23 protein-coding genes are annotated in these 22,282 nt (G+C 46.7%); 6 read left to right on the top strand and 17 right to left on the bottom strand.

Annotated features, from left to right (window positions below; genetic code table 11):
* Positions 1-2 precede the first annotated feature (2 nt).
* Genes QUE62_RS03015 through QUE62_RS03005 form a run of 3 tightly spaced genes read right to left on the bottom strand, consistent with a single transcriptional unit; the run spans position 3 to position 1,188 of the window.
* The gene (locus tag QUE62_RS03015) at positions 3-365 is read right to left on the bottom strand and encodes a DUF6876 family protein (RefSeq protein WP_286262193.1); all 363 of its coding nucleotides are present in this window, start codon (positions 363-365) and stop codon (positions 3-5) included.
* Complete coding sequence (locus tag QUE62_RS03010) at positions 365-739, bottom strand: hypothetical protein (RefSeq protein ID WP_286262191.1); 375 nt, start codon at positions 737-739, stop codon at positions 365-367. The genes QUE62_RS03015 and QUE62_RS03010 overlap by 1 nt, the downstream gene beginning before the upstream one ends.
* Positions 740-753: 14 nt before the next feature.
* On the bottom strand, positions 754-1,188 hold the full coding sequence (locus QUE62_RS03005; protein WP_286262189.1) for a DUF6641 family protein: 435 nt from the start codon (positions 1,186-1,188) through the stop codon (positions 754-756).
* Positions 1,189-1,323: 135 nt separating this feature from the next.
* Between QUE62_RS03005 and QUE62_RS03000 the strand changes: the two genes are divergently transcribed.
* Entirely contained in the window at positions 1,324-1,668 is a 345-nt protein-coding gene (locus QUE62_RS03000; RefSeq protein WP_286262187.1) for a hypothetical protein, read from the top strand.
* A gap of 406 nt (positions 1,669-2,074) precedes the next feature.
* Here the strand turns inward: QUE62_RS03000 and QUE62_RS02995 are convergent, their stop codons facing one another.
* From QUE62_RS02995 to QUE62_RS02965, 7 genes are all read right to left on the bottom strand, one after another.
* Complete coding sequence (locus QUE62_RS02995) at positions 2,075-2,674, bottom strand: hypothetical protein (protein ID WP_286262185.1); 600 nt, start codon at positions 2,672-2,674, stop codon at positions 2,075-2,077.
* 315 nt (positions 2,675-2,989) lie between these two features.
* Positions 2,990-3,478: a hypothetical protein gene (locus tag QUE62_RS02990; RefSeq protein ID WP_286262184.1), complete on the bottom strand. Its 489-nt coding sequence runs from the start codon at positions 3,476-3,478 to the stop codon at positions 2,990-2,992.
* A 2-nt stretch (positions 3,479-3,480) separates the two neighbouring features.
* Entirely contained in the window at positions 3,481-4,389 is a 909-nt protein-coding gene (locus tag QUE62_RS02985) for a DUF5655 domain-containing protein (protein WP_286262182.1), read from the bottom strand.
* 14 nt (positions 4,390-4,403) lie between these two features.
* The gene (locus QUE62_RS02980) at positions 4,404-7,787 is read right to left on the bottom strand and encodes a DEAD/DEAH box helicase family protein (RefSeq protein WP_286262180.1); all 3,384 of its coding nucleotides are present in this window, start codon (positions 7,785-7,787) and stop codon (positions 4,404-4,406) included.
* Positions 7,784-8,974, bottom strand: coding sequence for a restriction endonuclease subunit S (locus QUE62_RS02975; protein ID WP_286262177.1), 1,191 nt, complete (start codon positions 8,972-8,974; stop codon positions 7,784-7,786). Before QUE62_RS02975 ends, QUE62_RS02980 begins: the two co-directional genes overlap by 4 nt.
* Positions 8,971-10,509 (bottom strand): type I restriction-modification system subunit M, encoded by a 1,539-nt coding sequence (locus QUE62_RS02970; protein WP_286262175.1) that lies wholly within the window; start codon positions 10,507-10,509, stop codon positions 8,971-8,973. The genes QUE62_RS02975 and QUE62_RS02970 overlap by 4 nt, the downstream gene beginning before the upstream one ends.
* A complete protein-coding gene (locus QUE62_RS02965; RefSeq protein WP_286262173.1) occupies positions 10,509-10,694 on the bottom strand; it encodes a plasmid-related protein in 186 nt (61 codons plus the stop codon). The genes QUE62_RS02970 and QUE62_RS02965 overlap by 1 nt, the downstream gene beginning before the upstream one ends.
* A gap of 436 nt (positions 10,695-11,130) precedes the next feature.
* Here QUE62_RS02965 and QUE62_RS02960 point away from each other — a divergent pair, with 436 nt between their 5' ends.
* Positions 11,131-11,700 (top strand): tyrosine-type recombinase/integrase, encoded by a 570-nt coding sequence (locus tag QUE62_RS02960; RefSeq protein ID WP_286262170.1) that lies wholly within the window; start codon positions 11,131-11,133, stop codon positions 11,698-11,700.
* On the opposite strand, the gene QUE62_RS02955 is transcribed toward QUE62_RS02960, so the two are convergent.
* The 7 genes from QUE62_RS02955 to QUE62_RS02925 form a co-directional block, all read right to left on the bottom strand.
* On the bottom strand, positions 11,697-12,248 hold the full coding sequence (locus QUE62_RS02955) for a hypothetical protein (protein ID WP_286262168.1): 552 nt from the start codon (positions 12,246-12,248) through the stop codon (positions 11,697-11,699). The two genes, QUE62_RS02960 and QUE62_RS02955, sit on opposite strands and share 4 nt — an antisense overlap.
* A 21-nt stretch (positions 12,249-12,269) precedes the next feature.
* On the bottom strand, positions 12,270-12,950 hold the full coding sequence (locus QUE62_RS02950; RefSeq protein WP_286262166.1) for a hypothetical protein: 681 nt from the start codon (positions 12,948-12,950) through the stop codon (positions 12,270-12,272).
* Positions 12,951-13,050: 100 nt separating this feature from the next.
* The gene (locus QUE62_RS02945) at positions 13,051-14,400 is read right to left on the bottom strand and encodes a tyrosine-type recombinase/integrase (protein ID WP_286262165.1); all 1,350 of its coding nucleotides are present in this window, start codon (positions 14,398-14,400) and stop codon (positions 13,051-13,053) included.
* Positions 14,401-14,563: 163 nt separating this feature from the next.
* Positions 14,564-16,171: a glutamine-hydrolyzing GMP synthase gene (guaA, locus tag QUE62_RS02940; RefSeq protein ID WP_286262549.1), complete on the bottom strand. Its 1,608-nt coding sequence runs from the start codon at positions 16,169-16,171 to the stop codon at positions 14,564-14,566.
* A gap of 19 nt (positions 16,172-16,190) precedes the next feature.
* A complete protein-coding gene (gene guaB, locus QUE62_RS02935; protein WP_286262163.1) occupies positions 16,191-17,657 on the bottom strand; it encodes an IMP dehydrogenase in 1,467 nt (488 codons plus the stop codon).
* A 54-nt stretch (positions 17,658-17,711) separates the two neighbouring features.
* Positions 17,712-18,074 carry an RnfH family protein gene (locus QUE62_RS02930; RefSeq protein ID WP_286227174.1) on the bottom strand — a complete coding sequence of 121 codons (363 nt, stop codon included), beginning with the start codon at positions 18,072-18,074 and terminating at the stop codon, positions 17,712-17,714.
* A complete protein-coding gene (locus QUE62_RS02925; protein ID WP_286224351.1) occupies positions 18,064-18,498 on the bottom strand; it encodes a type II toxin-antitoxin system RatA family toxin in 435 nt (144 codons plus the stop codon). Before QUE62_RS02925 ends, QUE62_RS02930 begins: the two co-directional genes overlap by 11 nt.
* Positions 18,499-18,532: 34 nt before the next feature.
* On the opposite strand from QUE62_RS02925, the gene smpB reads away from it, so the two are divergent.
* The 4 genes from smpB (at position 18,533) to QUE62_RS02905 (ending at position 22,281) form a co-directional block, all read left to right on the top strand.
* Positions 18,533-18,982, top strand: a complete 450-nt coding sequence (gene smpB, locus QUE62_RS02920) for an SsrA-binding protein SmpB (protein ID WP_286224350.1) — start codon at positions 18,533-18,535, stop codon at positions 18,980-18,982.
* A 91-nt stretch (positions 18,983-19,073) separates the two neighbouring features.
* Complete coding sequence (locus QUE62_RS02915; RefSeq protein ID WP_286227173.1) at positions 19,074-20,486, top strand: circularly permuted type 2 ATP-grasp protein; 1,413 nt, start codon at positions 19,074-19,076, stop codon at positions 20,484-20,486.
* A gap of 3 nt (positions 20,487-20,489) precedes the next feature.
* On the top strand, positions 20,490-21,467 hold the full coding sequence (locus QUE62_RS02910; protein WP_286227172.1) for an alpha-E domain-containing protein: 978 nt from the start codon (positions 20,490-20,492) through the stop codon (positions 21,465-21,467).
* Between the two features lie 10 nt (positions 21,468-21,477).
* Positions 21,478-22,281, top strand: coding sequence for a transglutaminase family protein (locus QUE62_RS02905; RefSeq protein ID WP_286262161.1), 804 nt, complete (start codon positions 21,478-21,480; stop codon positions 22,279-22,281).
* Position 22,282: the final 1 nt, after the last annotated feature.

Genomic DNA, 22,282 nt, shown 5'->3' with positions numbered 1-22,282 from the left:
GCTCAGTACTCACTTGTCAGCATCACAATCCACTGCCCAACTTCCCAGCAACCATATAGACGCATGCTGGCAAGCGGAAAATCCGTGTAGTCAATAAACTGCGTAGCCAAAATCTTGTCGTTGCCATCCTCAATATGCACAATGGCTGCCGACTTGAGCACTGCCATTTTGAGTACGGTGAATGGGTGTTGGTCAAAATCAATGCCTGTTAGGTGTGACCAGTACAAGTCCAACAGCCAAAAGCAATTGGCCTGCTCTGCTAAGAATTTCACGCCATCTGTAATAAGCATGTTGGCGTGCATGCGGTAGTAGTGCTCTGTGCCAGTAAACAGTGACAGTTGCTGCTCAAAGTCTGTATTGCCCATCAAAATTCCTTAGCCACCCGCAGCACCCATACGTCATCATCAGTAGCAGTGCCATACAGCTTGTAGCAAGCAACAGCACCTGAGCTGGACACATTGCTGGCCTGCTCGTAGCTGTCATTAAAAATAGTCAGCTCAATGCCATGCTCGAAAACCATCGCCACGCCAATAACTAGCCGCTTTGTTCCCAGCTGCAAGCGCATCGAGCTTGACGCTGCATGAACAAGCCAGAAGTGCTGCTCATCACGTGGAACTGGCAAACGTGGAAGACGATGCTTGCGTACAAGGCTTGGCTTGAAGAAATGCATCTCCGTGCGCAAATAAGGTGCCATTCCTTCATGTAACTGCTCAACAGCAGCCTTACTTGCGTACAGCATTGCTCTTGCTTGCATTAGCGTTGAAAGCCACCACGAATTTGCCCAGACACAGCTTCGATCTGTGCATCCAGCTCGCCAGCCAAAACAGCAGTGTTAACTGTTTCCAGTGCGCCAATCAATGCATCTGCGTCAGCGCATTCAACTGCGTTCGACTTGCTATTGAGCATCAAGGTCTTTGCGCCATAACGCACTTGCAGCACAACCTTGTTGCCATCAACAAACCACCAGGGTTTGATGCGTTTAGGCTGTGTAACTTGCACACGCTCACCAGCAGCGTTCGTAGTGGTTTTGATGCGTGTAGGTGCGTAAACCTCGCCCAATTTCAGCGCACGTGCGTACTGCAACTGCTCCAGCACTTTCAAGCTGAGCTTGTTGCGACGGTGCTGAATTGGGTCTTTGTGCGCAGGCTTTTTAGCTGCTACAAGTTTGAGTGAAGTAAGTGTTGCCATTTGCGTTTCCTTTCAAAGTAGTTTGGAAACACAAATTTATTTTCAGCTGCCAATGCGAACAACCGAAAAGATTAGGACTGATAACGCTGCATCCATTTTTAATTGAAAAAATATTCAGTCTGCATAAATAAATGCATGAAGAACAGTAAATTTTTAAATGAAAAGCAAAAAGCTATACAAAGCAAAAGCAGACGCGATAACAACGCTACAGACAAGTGGTTGCGTAAAAATGGCATAAACCCACAATTCGTTGGTAGCACGGATACAAAGCTTTTGAAAGCACAACAAGAGGCGCAAATTCTGCTAACGAACTACAGGCACTTACTAACCAATAGCCAAATAAAGAAGCTCAACAACTTCAAACGAAAAATGAATACAAATGAAATTCGCGTCCAAATGAAACCTGATGCAGCCAATAAAGTCTTTAACATCAGCACAAAAATAGTACGCACCCTACACAGGCAACAACAGGCAAATTAAAAGGCAAGAACACGGTACAACCAACCGTACCCAACAGGTAAAACTCAAGCTGTAATATGACGGCTAATGAGCTCGAACTGCTGTAGTTAGCAAGGCTACAGAACAACAGTGGATGCCGAAGAGTGTGCGCTTTGCGCTGGGAGTTTCAACACATCCGTCTCCCTTAAAACTCTATTGCAAGTGTGTCTGTGCAACTCGCATCAAACTACACACGGCGGCTGTGCGCTTTAATTTCCAACTGCGCATAGCCGTCGTGCGCCCATACAATCTGCATCAACCTAACAGCACCAATAGCTACTGCGTAGCTATCGGCTTTCATTCAATATTCAAACATGTGCAAAGCAATGTGAGTGAGCGAATGCGATACGAAACATTGATGCAGCACAAGCGAACTGTAAGTTCGCTTTCATATGCCAAACAGGAAATGCAAATCTAATGCTTCTTCCAGCTCTTTAACTGCCTTGGAAGCACGTCGAGCATCAGTAACTTTGTACTTCTCCCATTCCAAGTCATTAACGATGTGTACGTGGACTGCATGACGTGCATCCCACATCCACGTAATTTCATCATGCAGCTTTTGAGTGATGATCTTGTCAGTCAGTAAGTGCTTAAGGCGTTTTGGGAACTTACCTTCTGCATATTTAAGCTGCACTGCTGCTGCTTCAAGTAGTCCTTCTGCAATTGACGAAACAACCACAATGGCGTGCTTGTAAATCATTTCACGTGCAGTCACAGCTATATCAGTTCGATTAGCTACCCAACGCAGCACGTCATAAAAGATGTACTGGTACGAGAGATTGCGCTTGAGAACCTCGTTCTCAATCCAGTCGTACTTCTTGCTGTGCTTGCCAACACTGCCAAGAAAGCCACGCGGGAAGCGCACTTTGCCTTGTGCTTTAGGGTTTGCGTCTAGGTAGTCACTTATAAGCTGCAAGCCACCACCAACAGCTTCAACTGCTGCCTTCAAGTCAGCTTCGTTTTCGATTGCGTCAGGTATCTTCGCCATTAGCCAAAAATCCACGTTTTTCCATCAATATTGCCTACAGCATAGCCTGTCTGCCTATCAGCATAAGAAAGCAGGACTGCAAGACCAAACAGCGATTTTGATTCGTTTTCGCGGTTCTAGCCATGCGCTGAATAGAAGGAATCTTCGAGCATGCTTTGTGAGGCTAGCTAGTAAGTGCAAAAGCCCCGCTGTAGCTTGAAGAAGCAAACTGGATTTGGCTTTGGAAAATGGAATATGTGTGGAAAATCCGTGCAATCCAAATCCCCAAGCCAAAGCATCAAGGCATAAACAGGGGATTGCACGCTTTTTTGACGGCTATTGCTCCATGTATCGCAGCAACTCCGCAATGCTGCTTGCAACAGACGAGCTTTGTGTTTTGTCGTCCATCAGCTCCCTCAAAACTTGTCTGTATGAAACTAGCTCAACACCAAGCTGCTTCATGTACTCAAGCTCTGTTTCATCACGCAGCACACCATGCACAAACACGTAACGCCAGTTAGCGTCAGGTAGCACCTCGTTGCGCCTAGCGACCTTACGTTCACTTGTATACTTTTTCTCAACCCACTGCTCTACACCTGCTCGAATCTCGTCCGCAGTGCGTCTGCGTGCATTAGTGTCGCCACCAACATAGCCAATTGGTCTAAAGCTGACCTGTACCTCAACATGCCGACACTCGTTTTCAGTTGCGCCATGGTGTACTGCCAACAAGTCAATTTCATCTACACCGCACTTGATGCCGCGTATCGTAAAAAAATTCTTCCTGTTCAGCCATTCCTCAACAAGCTGTTCATCAAGTAGTGCCATGATTAGCCCTGCACAACTTGTTTAATCAAGCTCATTATGTATTCGAGGTCTTTGTCGCTATCCACTTGAACTTCGTAATCACCAGTACCGTAATGCCCAATGTTCGAAACGTCCTTCGCAATATTCTTTGGATCGTCAAGTGCACCAGCCTTTGCACCAATATAAATCTTCATCTTCTTTTTCTGCATTTCCAAGCAGGCCACGTTGCCATCCTTCTTAAAAGCAACGTAAAACTTTTGCGGCTTAATCTCAATGCCATCAGCCAAATTCAAAATAGCATCTCGAAACTGCTCATACAGCTCGTATATCTCTTCGCTCGCGTTACTGCGGTGATCGTCTTCTGTGTACACCCTTATTTCATCAGCAATCGCCTTAAGCTCAGTGTTTTGTTGCGTCAGCGGCTTAATGCTGGTTGCTGACTTAGATTTTTTGATTGGTGTAATTGAGACTGTGCCATTCGTGTAACGTCTAACTTCCCAAAGCTCAATCGCAATGTCTTTAAAGTTCGTTGCTTGAACTTGGTTTTCAGTAAAGCTAGGCGATACAAATGCAACGCGAGTTTGCGTCCAATCAACGTCTGTAATTTTTAGATTGCTATTCAGTTGTACTTGGTGCTCAAGCACAAAGTCAGCCTTGTTTTCCAGCATCAGTCCCAAGTATGTAAAGCCTTGGTCAACTACGCTCACATTTTTATCGCGCTTGTACTCAATAATGATAAAAGCCTTCGCTTGCTCGTCATAAGCAAGTGTGTCGATGCGTTTATTCTTGATCGAAAACTCACTGCGAACAAACTTCAAGCCCATTACCTCAGCTAAGTTTGCTTCAAACAGCTCTTGTATTTCACGCTCAAGCTTAAAAGGCGCTTCGTGTATTTCGTCCAGCTTATTGTTTTTGATTGAGTAAATGGTCATATTTTTCTCGTGTTTTATGCAACCGCCCTTTGCCGTATGTCTTCAATCACAGCAAACAGCCGTTCAACCTTTGCTAGACCAAAGACTGTGTCAGGGCCAGTCGATGAAATAGACGTAAATGGTGTTTCGTACAAGCGTCCAGCATCAATAGCGCCATCCACAGTCAAGTACTCAACAATCATCTTGGCAAACTCAAGCTGACTCGCTGTAGCGTTCTTGTCGTTCAAAAACTCAGCCATTGCCTCTACTGCTGCGTTACGGTCAAGCCCAACAAGCGACCGCACCCACAAGCCAAGGCCATGCCCTTCTTCACGTGCCATGTCCACGTAACTCGCATTGCCGCTTGCCTGCTCAAGCAGTATCTTTTCCAGTTCCTGCAAGTCACTAGTCGTAACTGGCAAATTTCTACGTAGCTTTTGCAGTGCAAGCCTATCGTTGTGCTGCTTTAAAAAGGCTCGTGTTTTCGATTTGAACTTTTCGTAGTCAAGGCCAGCAGGTACTAAGGGCAAGTCAACGCCCTCACCTTCACCAATTTCATCCTCAAATTGTGTGTAAATGATCGACTTAGAACCTTTTTCGATAAGCTTCACCAGCAACCTCAACTGCTTGCGTGCAGCTTCCAGCATGCCAACCGTGATGTCCTGCCACCACTCATCAGTGCCAATGCTCTGTATCAAAACCATCTGCGCACGTATTGCTGGGATGCTTTCTTGTAACTCCAATGCAGCTGCGATTTTTTGAATGGTTGTTTTCAGTCCATCAAAGCCAGGCGTTTTGTTAAGTACGCAAAGCTGCATCTTCAAAATCAGCAGGTCAAAACGTTTTGCCTCTTCCTCAGTATCAATAAGCTGTGATGGAAGATTAGCTAACTCGTTGCCAATCTCTACTGCTTCTGTTGGTGTAATTGCCTTCCATGCATCAGCCACGCTGTACTTTTCAACATGTCTGCGCTTGGTACGCACAATCATGTTGGCAAACGTCATGTTGCTAACAATGCTGTGTAGATGTGCTGCTGTTTCTTTTCTCAGCGCACCATCTTGTTCTTCCTGCTTGCCAGTCTTGTTGTCGCCAGAACTTGCATCCAAGCTGGTAATCAACTCAAGCCTTGCTTTGAACAAACGAGCTTCTAACGAGGCTGTTACAGCACCGTCAGTAGCTTCTGGATTTTCGGCAAAGTACTCTAGGTTTTGCAGGAAATCGAAGATGTAAAAGAACTTCTTGTCTTGGCTTGGTGCATACAAGTCTGGGCAAAGCCTTGTGCCACGCCCAATCATCTGCCAAAACTTTGTCTTGCTTCGAACGAGCTTGAAGAAAACCAAGTTGACAACTTCCGGCACGTCAATGCCTGTGTCTAACATGTCTACGCTGATTGCGATGTGCGGCTCTTTGTCTTTCACGCTAAAGCTGTCAATCAAGCTTTGTGCGTACTCGGTTTGGTACGTGATGACACGTGCAAAGTGTCCTTTGTACTCAGGGTAGTTAATGTTGAAGCGTTCAGCTATGTATTCAGCATGCCTGTTGTTTTTTGCAAAGATGATGGTCTTGCCAAGCCTGTCACCACTTGCAACACGCTCACCCTTAGTCATCAAGTGCTCAAGCACCAAGTCAACTGTCTGTTCGTTAAACAGCCAATTGTTTAACGCAGCTGCATCAACTTCGTCTGGCGCTCCCTGTTCACCCCAGTCAAGTTCATCCCATTGCGCTTTTTCCTCATCGCTCAATTCGCTGTACTTAATACCCTTGCGCTGAAATTTAAGCGGGACAGATACAGCTTTGGGTGGAACTAGGTAGCCATCAGCAATTGCATCTTCAAGTGCATACGCATAGGTTGGAACGCCACGTTGCAACTGGAACATGCCATACGTGTTGTGGTCGATTTCATCTTTCGGCGTAGCTGTTAGACCAACTAGATAGCTGTCGAAGTAGTCAAAAATTGCACCGTATTTTGCGTAGATGCTGCGATGAGCTTCGTCCACAATCACCAAATCAAAGTGTCCAACACCAAACTGCCGTGTGTCGTCCTTGTCGCTGTTGATTAAGTTGAGCATGGTTGGATATGTGCTGACATACACACGGCCTTGACCATCTTGGCTATCAAGCAAATTTACAACACCTGCGTTTGGTAGATGCTTGTTAAATTCTTTGGTTGCCTGCTTGACCAAGCTCACCCTGTCAGCCAAGAACAGCACACGCTTCACCCAGCTGCAACGCGAAAGCAAATCCACCAGCGCAATAACAGTTCGCGTCTTGCCCGAACCAGTAGCCATCACAATCAAGCTGCGGCGCTGGTTATGCTTCTCCATAGCCTCAGTAACGCTGCGAATGGCTTGCTGCTGATAGCCACGGCCTGCAATGTCACTGTTAATTTGTTCGAGTGCGATTGATTTTTTGCCTGTCCTGCGCTGCATCAGCAGTTCAAGCTCAGCCTTTTTGTAAAAGCCCTGCACACGTCTTGGTGGTGCAGCCTTGTCATCCCAAAACCAGTACTCGTAGCCGTTCGTGTAAAAAATAACGGGCCTGCGTTTGTACTTTGCTTCAAGGCAGTCTGCGTATAACTTGGCTTGCTGCTGTCCAACTGTTGCATCACGCTTTGTGCGCTTTGCTTCAACAACAGCTAAGGGCAAACCGTCATCACCCCATAGTACATAGTCAACATAGCCAACGCCTTTGTTGTTCGGCATGCCCTGAACTTCAAACTCACGATCTTCTGCTTTGTCCAGAGCCCACCCAGCTTCATGCAACAGCATGTCGATAAAGTAGTCGCGTGTTTGCTCTTCGTTGTAGTCGTGTGTGTCCTGTACTTTCGTGTTTTCGGCCTTAGCCTTAGCAATTTCAGCACGCAACGCTTCAAGCTCTGCATGCACCACACTCAAGCCATCAAGCTTTTCTTTCAGCGCAGCGTTTTCAGCATCTTTAGCTCTTAGCGCATCTTCTTGGCGCTTTAGCTGCTCAACAGATACTGCCCTTTCTTGCTTTGCTGCGGGTACAAGTGCTTCGTCGAATTGCAGCGCAGGATTAGGTCTTGCACGCTCGCCATACGTCCTAGCTAGCCAGTAAGCAACGTGGAAAAGCTCCTGTATTGCAATGACTGCATCAGCTTTCTTTGTAGCCTTGGCATGCGCAGCACGGTTGCCAATGCCAATCACAACCGTAGCTTTTGTGAAGATTGCTTCGCCTACATTGTCTTTAAAGCTAGGGTCGTGAACACGTGCGCCCAAGCTGGTTTCATAGCACTTAAAGTTGTTGTCGTACCTGTACAGCCAATCAACAATCTGCTCCAACGTCATGCGTGCATACCAACATGCAGCACGTGCGTCTGTATTCAAATATCCTTCTGCCTTCGTTGCGCTGTCACAAATCGCAAAGAATTCTTTTTGCAGAAAGACAAAGTTACTCATGCGTTAAATCCCGTCGTGAACGCTTTGTGTTGAAGTGATGCAATTGTGGTTTCAATAACCGCCAACTGCCTTACTTGCTCTGCTCTGCGCTTGTTTTGACTGGCAATCGCCGCACTAAATTTATTCAACTCGTTTGTAGCAGGAAGCGCAAATGGGAGTGACTTGAAAAACGAATCCGGCACACGCCTTTGACCTGCAGCGCCCTTCATATTTGCAGCACCTTCACGCATTACATTCTTTGTCTGCAAATAATAGTGCAGCAATGTAACAAGGTTTTTGTTGCTGCTGCGAAATGTATGAAATTCTGTAGACCCGTATGCAAATTGAGTTGAAACAGTCGCAATTGCTTGTTTTCCGTTTTCATAACATGGTGTTATTTTTGCGACTATTAAATCTCCATGCTTTATTGGCGTATAGCCTTTTTTTACTTCTCCATATTCTCTAAATTCTTCGTTCTCAATTGTTTTAGAAATCTCACTAACTGCTGACATAGGCACAAATGAAACTCTATCTGCGTCCTTAAGATTCGTTTCGTATCTATTCGCGTTAACTTCAAAAAAATCGTTAACTGTTTTAGTTGATTTTGAAATCTGCTCACCAAACATCTCAACAAACGTGCTCTGCGCCAACTCATCTAGCTTAGCAATAGCCTGTTCACGCTTTGCTTTGATTTCAGCAGCTTTATCTAGTATCGCAGCGATGCGCTTTTGATCTGCAAGTGGTGGGAGTGGGATGACTAAATCGTTTGCACGTTTAATGCTTAGATTTGAAATGTTGGTTGTTTTATTTCCAAAACTACGCAGCTTTGCTTGAATTTTTGCTGATGTAAACCAGTAATACAAATAGCGTCTATCAACAAGCGCATCTGTTGCTCTCAACGCACTAATGAAACCACCAAATGTGCATTCGTAATTTAGCTTAGGTACCCAGCAAGCCTTGCCAACTAAATTCCAACTGTTAGCGGTTGAGACAAGCAGGTCACCTTCTTGCAGTACTTGATTTTTATTAGCAACAAAATTTTTAGGCAAAAACCAAACATCTGTCTCATCAAGCTTAGATTGCACGTTTTTTGTACGCATACAGCCAACAGCATCAGCAGTTACCCCATCCAACACATCTGCTGGCTTAAACGTAATGCCGCGCACAAATGTCGCTACATCGCCTAAGCGTACTGTTGCTGTGCTCATTTCAGCAACCCTTCAAGATCAACCAAGCCAGCTTGTATCTCGGCTTCCAGTTGCTTCAACTCTGCAATGAGTTGCTGCGGCGGTACATGCTCCACGTGTTCATGTACCACTTCCTTATATCTGTTCAAACTCAAGTCAAAGCCAGCAGCAGCAATCTCACTTGCAGCAACACAGAAGCTTTGTGCAGTACGTGCGTTCGCAACTTCATTGCCTGCACGCTCCTGCCAACGCTTTACTAAGTCTGGCAAGTTATTTTTTGCATGCTCTTCGGCGGTCAAAGCAGTTACTGGAACAACGCCTAGCTTGTCTGCATCGAGCAGTGCCTGTCGTTTGTCATCCAAGCTAAAGCCATCGGCTTGCATGTCGTAAAACCAAACGTTGTCAGTACCGCCTGAGTTTGTCTTTGTGAAAATCAATACGGCAGTGCTCACGCCAGCGTATGGTTTGAACACACCACTAGGCAGTGAAATAACTGCATCAAGCTTCTGCTCTTCAACCAAAATTCTGCGCAAGTCCTTGTGCGCCTTGCTGCTACCAAACAGCACACCGTCCGGCACAATCACAGCAGCACGTCCACCCGGCTTTAACAGCTTCAAGAACAAAGCCAAAAACAAAAGCTCAGTTTTCTTAGTCTTCACAACGTCCAGCAAGTCTTTTGCTGTCGTGTCGTAATCCAAGCTGCCAGCAAACGGTGGGTTAGCAAGAATCAAGCTGTACTTTTCTTCTTCAACTGCATAGTCTTGCGACAAGCTGTCACGGTAAGTAATTTCAGGGCTTTCAACTCCGTGCAACAACATGTTCATACTGCCAATACGCAGCATGGTGTTGTCAAAGTCGTAGCCATGAAACATTGTGCTGTTGAAGTGCTTAGCACCAGCTGCATCAACAAGCATTGCTGAATGATGCTTGCGCACATACTCACTCGCAGCAACCAAAAACCCACACGTACCGCTTGCAGGGTCACAAATAGTGTCTTTAGGCTGTGGTGCAGTCAGCTCAACAAGTAACTGAATGATGTGACGCGGTGTGCGGAACTGACCGTTTTGACCAGCACTCGCAATCTTGCCCAACATGTACTCGTAAATGTCGCCCTTCGTGTCCCTATCATCCATGCGCACTTCATCAAGCATGTCCACAACCTTTGCAAGCAGCGCAGGTGTAGGCAATGTAAAACGTGCGCCTTGCATGTGTTTGCTGTAGGTGCTGCCATCGCCACCAAGCTCACGCAAAAACGGGAATGCATGTTCACTCACTACCGTGTACATATCTTGTGGGTCTAGGTTTTTAAGCCTGCTCCAACGCATGTCTTGGTAGCTGCGACCTTTTGCATCATTGCTGTGCGGGAAGATGTTGCGCTCGACAGGCTTGTTTAGACGGGCAGCTTTGTTCTCTTCCAAAGTCTGCATCTCATCCAGCCTACGCAAAAACAGCAAATAGGTCAGCTGCTCGACAACCTCAAGCGGATTTGAAATGCCACCTGCCCAAATCGTTGCCCACACTCTGTCGATTTGCGACTTGATTTCACCAGTAATCATTAGGAGCTTTTAACCTTTGCTGCATTCTTTTGTTTTTTGGATGTGGCTTGTTCTGCTTTCTCCACAATCACACGCATGTGTTGGCGCAGGACTTGTGCAGCTGGAACGTCCATCTTTTGACAAGCAGCCACAAAAGCATCTCTAAGCTCCTGCTCAACTCGTATACGCATGCCAGCGTCTTTCATGCTGCCTCTCCGTGTTTCCAATGTGTATCCACTTTATCACACAGCAACTAGTGGGTATAGAAGAAAAATCACCACCCACCAACAAAACAGTAGCTACGCAAAATTTCTAGCTGCACGTTTTTTTAACGGCAGCAGACCAGACTTGGCACAGCGCACGCAAGCTGCATAAAACGACCTACAAGCAGCGCAAAGCCCAGTCCAGCTACCCAAGCCTACCCTAGCTGCACATAACGCTTGCAGGGCTTGCTTGCAAATCGAGCTCGTTCGTAGCGCATGTGCCACACCAAAATCGCTAAATACAACTGCGCATAGTTTTCACAAAATATGCGCAGTGCAGCTAACCCATTGCTGCTATTGAAGAAATTTAGAGGTAGGAATTTTGGACATACGAAAACATACTCAATGCACTATTTTCACAACAGTACAGGAAGTGCAAATGACAAAACAAGCCCGAACAATTAGCGAGCGCGAACTGCAACGCTTGCTCGATTTCGTTTCCAAAACCAAAAGCCAAAAGCGCAACCGCGCAATCATCCTGCTTACGCACCTTGCGGGCATGCGAATTGGTGAAGTAGCTGCGCTGCGTATTGCAGACGTACTTGCTAGCGATGGAACAGTGCGCAAAGAGGTTACGTTGAGCGCGATGCAGACAAAAGGCAATCGCAGCCGAACCGTCCTGCTCAACCAGCGTATGCAAGCTGAGCTAGCTGCTTACTTGCAGACAGTGCGTGTACGCGATCAAAAGCAACCCTTGTTCGCAACCCAGCGCAGTGCTGGATTTACTGCCAACTCACTTACGCAAGTGGTGAATGGCATTTACAAGAAAGCTGGACTGGATGGATGCAGCAGCCACAGTGGTCGTCGTGGTTTTCTAACGAACTTGGCTGAGAAAGGCGTGAGCGTGAGGGTAATGATGGCGCTTGCAGGTCATCAAAACATGAGCACAACCCAGCGTTACATCGACTTGCGTCCAGGCGTGCTGCGTAACGCTGTGGAACTTATTTAAAAATTACGCTTGATTAGTGTCGGCAAGGCTTTCAATGCGTCAGTAGTTGCTTTTGCATGTGCATCAACCCAAGCCAGCTTTTCTTGCTCGCCCTTCTCAAGCTCTGCAATATATTCATGCGCTTGTTTAATTGTTAGTGATAAAGCCTTGTAGCGCTCAATTATCAAGTTGGGGCTAGTATTAGAGCGCAGATATTCATATGCCTTTGCACGTTCCTGCGTATCAAAAATATGTTGAAAATCCTTCTTCTTCAATGCACTAGAAATCACTCCAACATAATCGTCACCACAAACACTAATTAACGCTTTATCTGTTTTGAATTCTTTTTTTGTTTTGATTAATTCACATGATCGTTGAATTTTCTTGTGAACGAGCTGTGCTGCAAGTTGATCAGCTGTCATGTCCATAAATGCTTTTTGGGTTGCATATCGCAATTTTGCATCGAGCACCTCAAGCTCGCCATCATTTAAAAGCAGACTAAATGCAAGGCCTGTCACGTATTGAGCAACATCACGTTCAGGATCGTATTTCAAAACTATGTATGACACTCGAATTTCCTTTCCACGTCTCTACTTCAGTTCAAATCCATTATTCATTTCAAGCAGTTCGTTTAATTTCTTGCTTGGTTTAGTAGTCTGCACAGCCAGCGCTGGGCGACTGCTGTTTTCAATTGCAGCTGATACCACTTGCATCTTTATACCAGCTATCGTTTGTTTTGCCATGCCCGCCTGACGTGCTGCGCTGCGTGATGTGACGAGACGTGGAACACTGTCAGGGTCTAGTCCAGCATCACCTCGATCAAATGGTCTATCAAGCCATGCTTGCAAGCTAGGGTCTAGGCCTAGGCTTTCTTCCAGCCACTCTAACGCATGCTCGAATTGCACTTCAGACTGCGCCATGAGCTTTTTTGCAGCTGCATGTTTGCGCTGTTGGCTGTAGCTGTCTGCCCTGTTGTACGTCAAAATCGCCTTGCTTAGCCTTGATTCGTACTCACGTATCGCATCGGGCTTTTCACCATACATGCTAAGGCGGCGCTCTTTTTCATTTGTCCATCTTGCTTCGATTTCCGCAAATTCGTCTCGCGTCAACCACGTCTGCAAATCCCTGTTTTGCACATGCTTACCAAGCTCAAGCTTTGTTTTGATAGCTGTCAGCTTTTCCAAACGCTTTTGATCAATCGAACGCACGACTGGCTTTGGCTTTTGAGTTTGGTTTTTGGCTTTTGGTTTCGACGGTTTACTGCTTGGCATGCTGTTCAAATTCCGTGCAATTTGTGCACGTTTATTTTACGCCTGAAGAACCAAATCCACAACTCGATTTCAAAAACCAAAACCAAAACCAAATTCCAATTTATTTGTTCCGCACAATACTGCCATCCACTACGTCGTAGTCACTAAGCGCATTACTACGCATCTTTTCACGTGTTGTGCGGTAATATGTCTTTTCGATCTGCGCCACGCTAGTACCAGCCATTTCAGCTACAGTCATCAAATCTAAGCCACTGTTAACTTTGTGAGTGATAAAAGAGTGACGGAAGCTGTAATGAACAATTCCACGTTCAGCCGCATCAACAATTTCAGCTCTCTCAAGCAAATTATCAAAATGAACGTAAATTGCACGAGGTGTAATGGCAGTCTCTCCATCAACACTAAAAACCAAGTCTTTCCCAATTAGTTTGCGGAGAGCATTTAGATTCTTAATTAAGAATTGTTCTGCCTTTGCTGAATAGGAAGCTGGCAATCCCTTAAATTTGATGCGCTTAGCGGCTGCGTAAAGCAAAACGTAGACATAACCGTCATCGCCGACCATGAATTGCCGAGTTCTCCTAACCTTACTAATTGCACCTGGAACAGTAATTTCAAACAATGCATCGACACGTCCGCCCTTCGGCTTTCGAACTTCTCGCTCCACATCCTTAAAGCTAATGTTCTCCCACTTCAATTGCAACATTTCACCGCGACGCATACCAGTTAGCATTGCGATAGCATTGAAACACCCACATATGGCCTTGGTAGTGTTATTTTTATCGTTTTTATCGTCTGCTTGCTCATGCACATAAACACGCAAGACTTTTGCCATACGCTTCAATTCGTCCTTGTCAAAAATTGGACGTTTCAAAGCCATGTCACCAGCGTCAATAGGCTTTAGCTTTTTAAAGTCAAACGCTTCAATGTAAGTCTCGTTGCGTTTAAACAACCAAGAAATCATTGCATTAATAGTGCTCTGTTCATTAACAATTGTTGATTGACTGATTTTTATTTCATTGCGTTTCTTAGTTTGACGGCGCTCATTAAAGTAGTTCTCACAATCAGTCCTAGCAAGCTCTTTAAGCTTTGTATCCTTACCAATAAATTTAAGGAAATGATTAAGGTGGGTGACGATAGTCTTATAGCGTCCCTCTGTAATCAACTCGGCCTTGATATCTTTCTTGCGTTGCTCAAGCCATAGCTCAACGCCTTGCTTTGTTGTGAGGGAGAAGTAAGTCTTGCCAGCAAGCTCGCCAGCCTTTAGCTCGTGGTAATACTTTTTGGCTTTATCAATAGCCGTGTCACGGTTACGAGTTTTGAGACTAAAACGAGCGTACTTGCCTTCTTTAACAAGCCACATACGCATCTGCCAGTAGTCACCACGCTTGTGTATGACTGCTTCGTCGTAAATTGGAATTTCGTCGTCAGCGTAAAACGTTTTTTTATTTGGCATTTTTGGGCGCAGGAGCACTTACGAAAATCAATAAGCACTTTTTTGTGCAAGTTTTTGTGCAACTATAAAACCTGCGCCCAGCAAAATCAACAACTTATTTTGCTGTGTGTCACTTTTGTGTAACTTGAAAATCTATATAAATCAACAACTTACGTGAGAAAAATTACTCCCACTCGATTGTGGAGGGTGGCTTCCCACTGATGTCAAAGACCACACGATTAATACCGCGCACTTCATTAATGATGCGATTTGATACCTTACCTAGCAGTTCATGTGGCAGATGCGCCCAATGCGCAGTCATGAAGTCTTGGGTTTGGACTGCGCGCAGTGCAACGACGTATTCATAGGTACGTCCATCGCCCATGACCCCAACCGATTTCACAGGTAAAAAGACTGCAAATGCCTGACTCGTCAATGCGTACCAAGATTGCTTGGTGCTTGGATCAATCGTATTACGAAGTTCTTCGATAAAGATGGCATCCGCTCTGCGCAAAAGATCGGCAAACTCAGGTTTAACCTCCCCTAAAATTCGGACGCCCAGTCCTGGGCCTGGGAAGGGATGGCGATCGACCATCTCTTTTGGCAAACCTAGCTCAACGCCCAAGGCTCGCACTTCATCTTTAAATAACTCTCGTAATGGCTCAAGAAGTTTGAGGTGCATATCCTCAGGCAATCCACCAACATTGTGATGGCTCTTAATGGTGTGGGCACTATTTTTACCCTGACCTGCTGACTCAATGACATCCGGATAAATCGTACCCTGGGCAAGCCACTTGGCATTTTTGATCTTGCCAGACTCGCGCTGAAATACCTCCACAAACTCTTTACCGATGATTTTGCGCTTTTGCTCCGGATCGGTCACACCCTTTAACTGGGACAGGAACTCATGCGAGGCGTCCACATGAATCACCCTGACCCCTAAGTTCCGGGCAAACATATCCATCACCATCTTGCCTTCATGAAGGCGCAGCAAGCCATGATCGACAAATACGCACGTTAGTTGAGGTCCAATGGCTCGATGAATCAGGGCTGCAGCCACGCTGGAGTCCACGCCGCCCGACAGACCCAAAATAACTTCATCACTACCGACCTGCTCCTTGATCTTCGCTACTGCTTCAGCAATGTAGTCACCCATCACCCAATCAGCTCGGCATTGGCAAATGTCATGTACAAAACGATTTAAGATCTCTTTGCCCTTTAAGGTGTGAGTTACCTCAGGATGAAATTGCAGGCCGTAGAAATGTTTTTCTTCATTGGCCATTCCTGCAATCGGGCAGGATGGCGTCGAGGCCATTAACTTAAACCCTGGAGGTAGCTCAGTAACTGAGTCGCCATGACTCATCCATACTTTGAGAATTCCATGCCCCTCGGCGGTGCGATGGTCCTCAATGCCATTTAGCAAATCCGTATGGCCCCGGGCACGCACCTCGGCATACCCAAACTCACGTGCTTTTCCCAAAGACTCGGCTGAAGCAACCCGACCGCCCAATTGGGTGGCCATCGTTTGCATGCCGTAACAAATACCTAGAACTGGAACATTAAGTTGAAAAACAATCTCAGGGGCCCTGGGGCTATTTGGCTCCGTTACCGAACTTGGCCCACCCGAAAGAATGATTCCTTTGCAGCGACGCTCTTGAACAAATGTTTTGATTCGTTCCGGATCCGAGTCATACGGCCAGATCTCAGAATAGACTTTTGACTCCCGCACACGGCGGGCAATCAATTGGGTAACTTGCGAACCAAAATCCAGAATCAGAATCGTATCGTGCACAGTTTTGCCCAAGCGACTCTTAGTCAATGTGATAGTTAGGGGCTTCCTTCGTGATCTTCACATCATGGACGTGCGACTCTCGTACGCCTGCAGAAGTAATCTCCACAAAACTGGCCTTCTCATGTAATTCCGCAATGGTTTTGCAACCACAATAGCCCATCGACGAACGAATACCACCACTCAGTTGATGCAAGATACTCAGGACACTTCCTTTGTAAGGCACCTGCCCCTCAATCCCCTCGGGGACTAATTTCTCGGCATTGGCTGCGCTGATATCTTCTTGGAAGTAGCGATCAGCAGCACCATCGGCCATGGCGCCTAATGAACCCATGCCACGATAACTCTTATAGGATCGTCCTTGATATAAAAAGACCTCACCAGGGGCTTCTTCCGTCCCAGCAAACATGCCACCCATCATGACGCTATTGGCACCCGCAGCAAGGACTTTTGCAACATCTCCTGAGTAGCGCACACCGCCGTCTGCAATTAATGGAATACCGCTTCCCTTAAGCGCATTGGCAACATTCACCACGGCCGTAATTTGTGGAACCCCGACGCCCGCCACGATGCGGGTGGTGCAAATCGAGCCCGGACCAATGCCGACTTTTACACCATCAGCACCATGGTCTGCGAGTGCTTTCGCAGCCTCGCCAGTCGCTATATTGCCGCCAATCACTTGAACCTGAGGGTAGTGCTTCTTGACCCATTTCACACGATCGAGAACGCCTTGACTATGGCCATGTGCGGTATCGACCACAATCACATCAACACCGGCCTTCACCAGCAGCTCAACACGTTCATCGTTATCCGGGCCCACACCGACGGCAGCGCCAACGCGCAACTTACCCTCACCATCTTTAGCAGCATTGGGATGCTCGGTCGCCTTCAGAATATCCTTAACGGTCACTAAGCCGCGTAACTCGAAGGCATCGTTCACAACGAGTACGCGCTCTAAGCGATGCTTACTCATTAAGCGCTTGGCCTCCTCAAGGCTTGCGCCCTCCTTCACGGTGATAAGACGCTCACGCGGAGTCATCTTGGTCTTCACGCTTGCATCTAAATCCTCTTCGAACCGAAGATCGCGGTTGGTGATGATGCCAACTACGGTTTTTCCTTGCAGCACGGGGAATCCTGAAAAGCCATGCTCCCTCGATAGAGCAATCACCTGACGGACGGTCATTTCTGGAGTAATCGTGATGGGGTCGCGCAGGACTCCCGACTCAAAACGTTTTACTTTAGCTACTTCTTTGGCCTGCTCGGCAGGCTTGAGATTTTTGTGGATGATTCCGATACCACCCTCACTTGCCATGGCAATCGCGAGCCTACCCTCAGTGACCGTATCCATCGCGGCCGATACCAAGGGAATATTGATCGTAATATCGCGAGTTAACTGGGTGACCAAACTGGTGTCACGAGGAAGGACGGCCGAGTAGGCCGGCACAAGGAGCACGTCATCAAAGGTCAGTGCTTTTTGTATGAGTCGCATGCAAAACCCCTAGTCGCAAAATCCGATTATAAAGGTTCTGGGTCGAGGACTCCTTTAAGGTCTCGGTTTCGCAGCTTGCCGGCGCATGGCTTTGGCCTTTAAAAGGCTATCTTTATCGCGATTGGCCTTCTTTCGTCTGGCTAATTTAGGGTCAATGCGTAATGGTGCATAGAGCTCTAAACGGTCGCCGGCATATAGCGGGCTACTCCAATCCTTGCGCTTACCAAATACCCCATAGCAGCCCTTACGGCTAATCACTGGATCATCTTGATCTTTGGCAATGCCCAAGCTTTGAAGCGCCCAACCCACCGTGGGCTTTGTAACACCATTTAACGGAAGATGATGAATTTGAAGTAATGGCGGATCCTGGCGCGCATCGCATAAAAGTATTTCCATGGTCTGCGCTTTAGTGGCCATAGAGTTGCTCCGCACGCTTTACAAAGCAATCCACAAAGGTGCTGGCGATGTAGGAGAACACCGGACCAATAATCTTATCCAAGATGGCACTTTTGAACTCCCAGTGCAAATTGAACTCAATCTTGCATGCATCATCGCGTAAGGGAATGAAGCGCCACTGGCCAGTGAACTTTTTAAATGGACCATCAACAAATTGCATATCAATCGAATCAGGGCGATGGTTGGCATTTCGCGTATGAAAGAATTGCTCAATCCCTTTAAAGTGGATCTTAATTTTGGCATCGAGAACCGTTTCGGTTTGCTCATAAATATCCACACCGCCGCACCAGGGTAAAAACTCTGGATAGCGCGCAACATCCGTTACTAGGCTGTACATGCGGTCAGCGGATTGACCAATCAAAACCGTCTTATTGACGTCTGCCATAATGAAACCGTGGAACCTATAAAAACTCTAAACCATGAGTATCGTCGATAACAAAAAAGCCTTCTTTGATTATTTTATTGAAGAACGCTATGAAGCGGGCCTTGTCCTCGAAGGGTGGGAGGTTAAGGCAATTCGTGCTGGTCGTGCGCAAATTAAGGAAGCGTATGTCGTAGTGCGTAATGCTGAAATTTATTTGATTGGTTCTCACATCAGTCCACTCTCCTCGACATCGACTCATATTCATGCCGACCCCACCCGAACCCGCAAGCTCCTCTTAAATGAGAGCGAGATTCGGAAACTCATCGGCAAAGTTGAGCAGCGAGGCTATACCTTGGTCCCGCTCAATTTGCACTTCTCAAAGGGTCGAGTTAAATGTGAAATTGGGCTTGCCCGCGGAAAGAAACAACACGATAAGCGCGAGGCAAGTAAAGAGCGCGACTGGGAGCGAGAAAAAGCCAGAATCGTGCGCGGTCAACTCTCATAATCCTGTTTCTTGCACCATTTAGGTGCATATTTGCACCAAGCCATGCCAATCTACGGATGATTTGTCATTCGAGCGTAATACCGTAAAGACTATGAAAACCCCGTATGACGAAATGTTTGATGTGCATGGTGCGGCTAGACCCCACTACGCCATCTTTCAGCAATGGCTAACTGAGCAAAGTGATGCTCTGATGGCCCTTAAACGGGCTGAGGCCGACCTCATCTTTCGTCGGGTTGGCATCACCTTTGCAGTCTATGGTGATGATTTGGGGACTGAGCGCACTATTCCATTTGACCAAGTCCCACGGATATTCACAGCAGAAGAATGGTCGACGCTTGAAGCAGGTCTGCGACAACGCGTGACCGCACTCAATCACTTTATTCATGATGTCTATCACGACGAAGCAATCATTAAAGCTGGGATTATTCCCGGGGAGCAGATTTTTAATAATGCTCAATATCGACCGGAAATGCGCTATATCGATGTACCGCGGAATATTTACGCCCAAATCGCTGGGATTGATATTGTGCGCGCTGGTGCAGGTGAGTTTTATGTCCTAGAGGACAATCTGCGCGTACCATCTGGCGTGTCCTATATGGTCGAAGATCGCAAAATGATGATGCGCCTCTTTCCCGATCTATTCCAGCGCTATCGAGTTGCTCCTGTAGAGCACTACCCTGACCTTCTGTTGGAATGCCTGAAGTCCGTCAAGCCCGAGGGAGTAAAAAAACCAAATGTGGTTGTTCTCACCCCAGGCATGTTTAACTCGGCCTACTTTGAACATACTTACCTTGCTCAACAAATGGGTGTCGAACTAGTCGAAGGTAAGGACCTTTATGTCAAAGATGAAGAAGTGTTCATGCGAACCACCCAAGGGCCTCAGCGGGTCGATGTAATCTATCGACGTATTGATGACGACTTTTTAGATCCCTTAGCATTTCGATCCGATTCTGCTTTAGGCGTAGCCGGCTTACTCAATGCCTATCGTGCGGGCAATATCACTCTAGCCAACGCGATTGGCACTGGAATTGCGGACGATAAATCCATTTATCCGTATGTGCCGCAAATGATTGAGTTCTACTTAGGTGAAAAGCCGATTCTTAACAATGTACCGACTTATCAATGCCGCAAGGCCGAAGATCTGGCTTACACCTTGGCTCATCTTGATGAGCTGGTCGTCAAAGAAACTCATGGCGCTGGTGGCTATGGCATGCTGGTAGGTCCAGCATCCACCAAAGAGGAAATTGAGCGCTTTCGAGCGAACTTAATTCAACATCCAGATCAATATATTGCTCAACCGACGCTATCTCTATCAACCTGTCCAACCTTTGTTGAGTCTGGAATTGCCCCGCGCCATATTGATCTACGACCTTTTGTGCTCTCTGGCAAAACCATCAAGATGGTTCCGGGAGGCTTAACTCGCGTTGCCCTCAAGGAGGGTTCTTTGGTGGTGAACTCTTCACAAGGTGGTGGCACCAAAGATACTTGGGTACTGGAGGATTAATCCATGTTAAGCCGCACCGCCGATTGCCTCTACTGGATGGCTCGCTATACCGAGCGGGCTGAGAATACCGCGCGCATGCTCGATGTGAACTATCAAACCTCTTTGCTACCGCAACCCTCTGAATACCGAGACCAAAGTTGGCGTAAGTTATTGACCATCTCTAAATTAGAACCGGCATTCCTCGCGAGCCACTCGCAGATGAATCAGGAATCCATTTTGCGGTTCATGATCGCTGATGCGAATAATCCATCGAGTATCGTGTCTTGCTTGCGCGCCGCGCGTGAAAACGCACGAGCGATTCGTGGACGGATTACATCTGAGCTGTGGGAAACCCAAAACACGACCTGGCTGGAGTTAACGCAATTACTTGCTAAACAGGATTATGCGGATCCCAGCAGCCTCCTAGACTGGGTTAAATATCGCTGCCACCTCTCGCGGGGGGTCATGCATGGCACGATGCTGAAAAATGAGGCCTATTACTTCATGCGCATTGGCACCTTACTAGAGCGCGCCGATAATACTGCTCGCATCCTAGAAACCAAGTACCAAGATCCAGCAAGCTTGCGTCAATTAAAACCCATTCAAGATATCCATGAGGAGGCGGATTCAGCATTCTTTGATTTCTATCACTGGGCTGCCCTGTTGCGATCTGTATCTGCTTTTGAGATCTACCGCCAAATTTACTCAGACCAAATTACCCCGCAAAAGGCAGCAGAGTTGCTAATCTTTAATCAACAAATGCCCCGTTCATTGCGCTATTGCGTGGGTGATTTAATTGTGCTGTTAGGTGAAATTCGGAATCAGAACTCCAAAGAGATTGAACGCCTTATCGGCAAACTCCAAGCAGACCTTGATTATTCTGATATCAATGAAGTCTTTCATATGGGTCTTGAAGAGTTCACGAAGCAGTTTTTAAAACGAATTAATCACATTGGTGACGAGCTCAGTAATGCATACCTCATCCCCCTTGCCGTTGCCTAAGATGAAATCGATGCACTTACAAATTGAGCACCATACCGAATACCAATACGACAATCCAGTTCGCTATTCGATTCAGGAGTTAAGACTAAGCCCACTAGATAACAAAGGGCAAACGATTGTAAAGTGGCAAATTCAGTCGCCCGTCAAAGCCAAGTCCACTCAAGACACTTTTGGTAATACCTGCCAAACATTAGTACTCGACACGCCCTATAAATCAATGAGCATTACTGCCAAAGGAGAAGTCAAGAGCCATGGATGCTATGAGTACCAGGATGATACCCATGCCGTGTCCCCTTACTATCTGCTACAGCCAACCACCCTCACACAAATATCAGAACCAATGCAATCGTATTTTGAATCGGCACTTCCTAAAAAACGTGACATTGATTCTGTTTTGGCTCTAGCCGATGCGATTCGTGCCGGCATTCGTTATCAAGCAGGTGTCACGACCTTTGCAACGACAGCAGCTCAATCATTTGCGATGCAGACTGGGGTCTGCCAAGATCATAGTCACATCATGCTAAGTCTATGTCGGTTTGCCAATATTCCAGCGCGCTATGTTAGCGGCTACTTCTTTGCCGAAGAATCTCCAAACCTAGCAAGTCATGCCTGGGTAGATGTTTGTTTGGATGCAGATCAAGGTCGCTGGATCAGTATTGATGTAACCCATGCCTGCCTGACGGATCAACGGCATATTCGCTTGGCCATTGGAAGGGATTATTATTCAGCTGCACCCATCAAAGGAATCCGTTCCGGTGGTGGCCAAGAGGAGCTACGGGCTCGCATTGCCATACAACAAGTGAAAGTGCTGTAAC

Source organism: Polynucleobacter sp. HIN9, assembly GCF_030297635.1.
GTDB lineage: Bacteria > Pseudomonadota > Gammaproteobacteria > Burkholderiales > Burkholderiaceae > Polynucleobacter.
This window is presented reverse-complemented; position numbering and strand designations above follow the sequence as displayed.

Bases quoted from the DNA above. Each gene is read 5' to 3' on its own strand.
- QUE62_RS03010 (WP_286262191.1), bottom strand. From the start codon at position 739: ATGCTGTACGCAAGTAAGGCTGCTGTTGAGCAGTTACATGAAGGAATG.
- QUE62_RS02990 (WP_286262184.1), bottom strand. From the start codon at position 3,478: ATGGCACTACTTGATGAACAGCTTGTTGAGGAATGGCTGAACAGGAAG.
- QUE62_RS03015 (WP_286262193.1), bottom strand. From the start codon at position 365: ATGGGCAATACAGACTTTGAGCAGCAACTGTCACTGTTTACTGGCACA.
- QUE62_RS02975 (WP_286262177.1), bottom strand. From the start codon at position 8,974: ATGAGCACAGCAACAGTACGCTTAGGCGATGTAGCGACATTTGTGCGC.
- QUE62_RS02960 (WP_286262170.1), top strand. From the start codon at position 11,131: ATGACAAAACAAGCCCGAACAATTAGCGAGCGCGAACTGCAACGCTTG.
- QUE62_RS02910 (WP_286227172.1), top strand. From the start codon at position 20,490: ATGTTAAGCCGCACCGCCGATTGCCTCTACTGGATGGCTCGCTATACC.
- QUE62_RS02905 (WP_286262161.1), top strand. From the start codon at position 21,478: ATGCACTTACAAATTGAGCACCATACCGAATACCAATACGACAATCCA.
- QUE62_RS02915 (WP_286227173.1), top strand. From the start codon at position 19,074: ATGAAAACCCCGTATGACGAAATGTTTGATGTGCATGGTGCGGCTAGA.
- guaB (WP_286262163.1), bottom strand. From the start codon at position 17,657: ATGCGACTCATACAAAAAGCACTGACCTTTGATGACGTGCTCCTTGTG.
- smpB (WP_286224350.1), top strand. From the start codon at position 18,533: ATGAGTATCGTCGATAACAAAAAAGCCTTCTTTGATTATTTTATTGAA.
- QUE62_RS03005 (WP_286262189.1), bottom strand. From the start codon at position 1,188: ATGGCAACACTTACTTCACTCAAACTTGTAGCAGCTAAAAAGCCTGCG.
- QUE62_RS02950 (WP_286262166.1), bottom strand. From the start codon at position 12,950: ATGCCAAGCAGTAAACCGTCGAAACCAAAAGCCAAAAACCAAACTCAA.
- QUE62_RS02930 (WP_286227174.1), bottom strand. From the start codon at position 18,074: ATGGCCACTAAAGCGCAGACCATGGAAATACTTTTATGCGATGCGCGC.
- QUE62_RS02925 (WP_286224351.1), bottom strand. From the start codon at position 18,498: ATGGCAGACGTCAATAAGACGGTTTTGATTGGTCAATCCGCTGACCGC.
- QUE62_RS02985 (WP_286262182.1), bottom strand. From the start codon at position 4,389: ATGACCATTTACTCAATCAAAAACAATAAGCTGGACGAAATACACGAA.
- QUE62_RS02970 (WP_286262175.1), bottom strand. From the start codon at position 10,509: ATGATTACTGGTGAAATCAAGTCGCAAATCGACAGAGTGTGGGCAACG.
- QUE62_RS02980 (WP_286262180.1), bottom strand. From the start codon at position 7,787: ATGAGTAACTTTGTCTTTCTGCAAAAAGAATTCTTTGCGATTTGTGAC.
- QUE62_RS03000 (WP_286262187.1), top strand. From the start codon at position 1,324: ATGAAGAACAGTAAATTTTTAAATGAAAAGCAAAAAGCTATACAAAGC.
- QUE62_RS02965 (WP_286262173.1), bottom strand. From the start codon at position 10,694: ATGAAAGACGCTGGCATGCGTATACGAGTTGAGCAGGAGCTTAGAGAT.
- QUE62_RS02995 (WP_286262185.1), bottom strand. From the start codon at position 2,674: ATGGCGAAGATACCTGACGCAATCGAAAACGAAGCTGACTTGAAGGCA.
- QUE62_RS02945 (WP_286262165.1), bottom strand. From the start codon at position 14,400: ATGCCAAATAAAAAAACGTTTTACGCTGACGACGAAATTCCAATTTAC.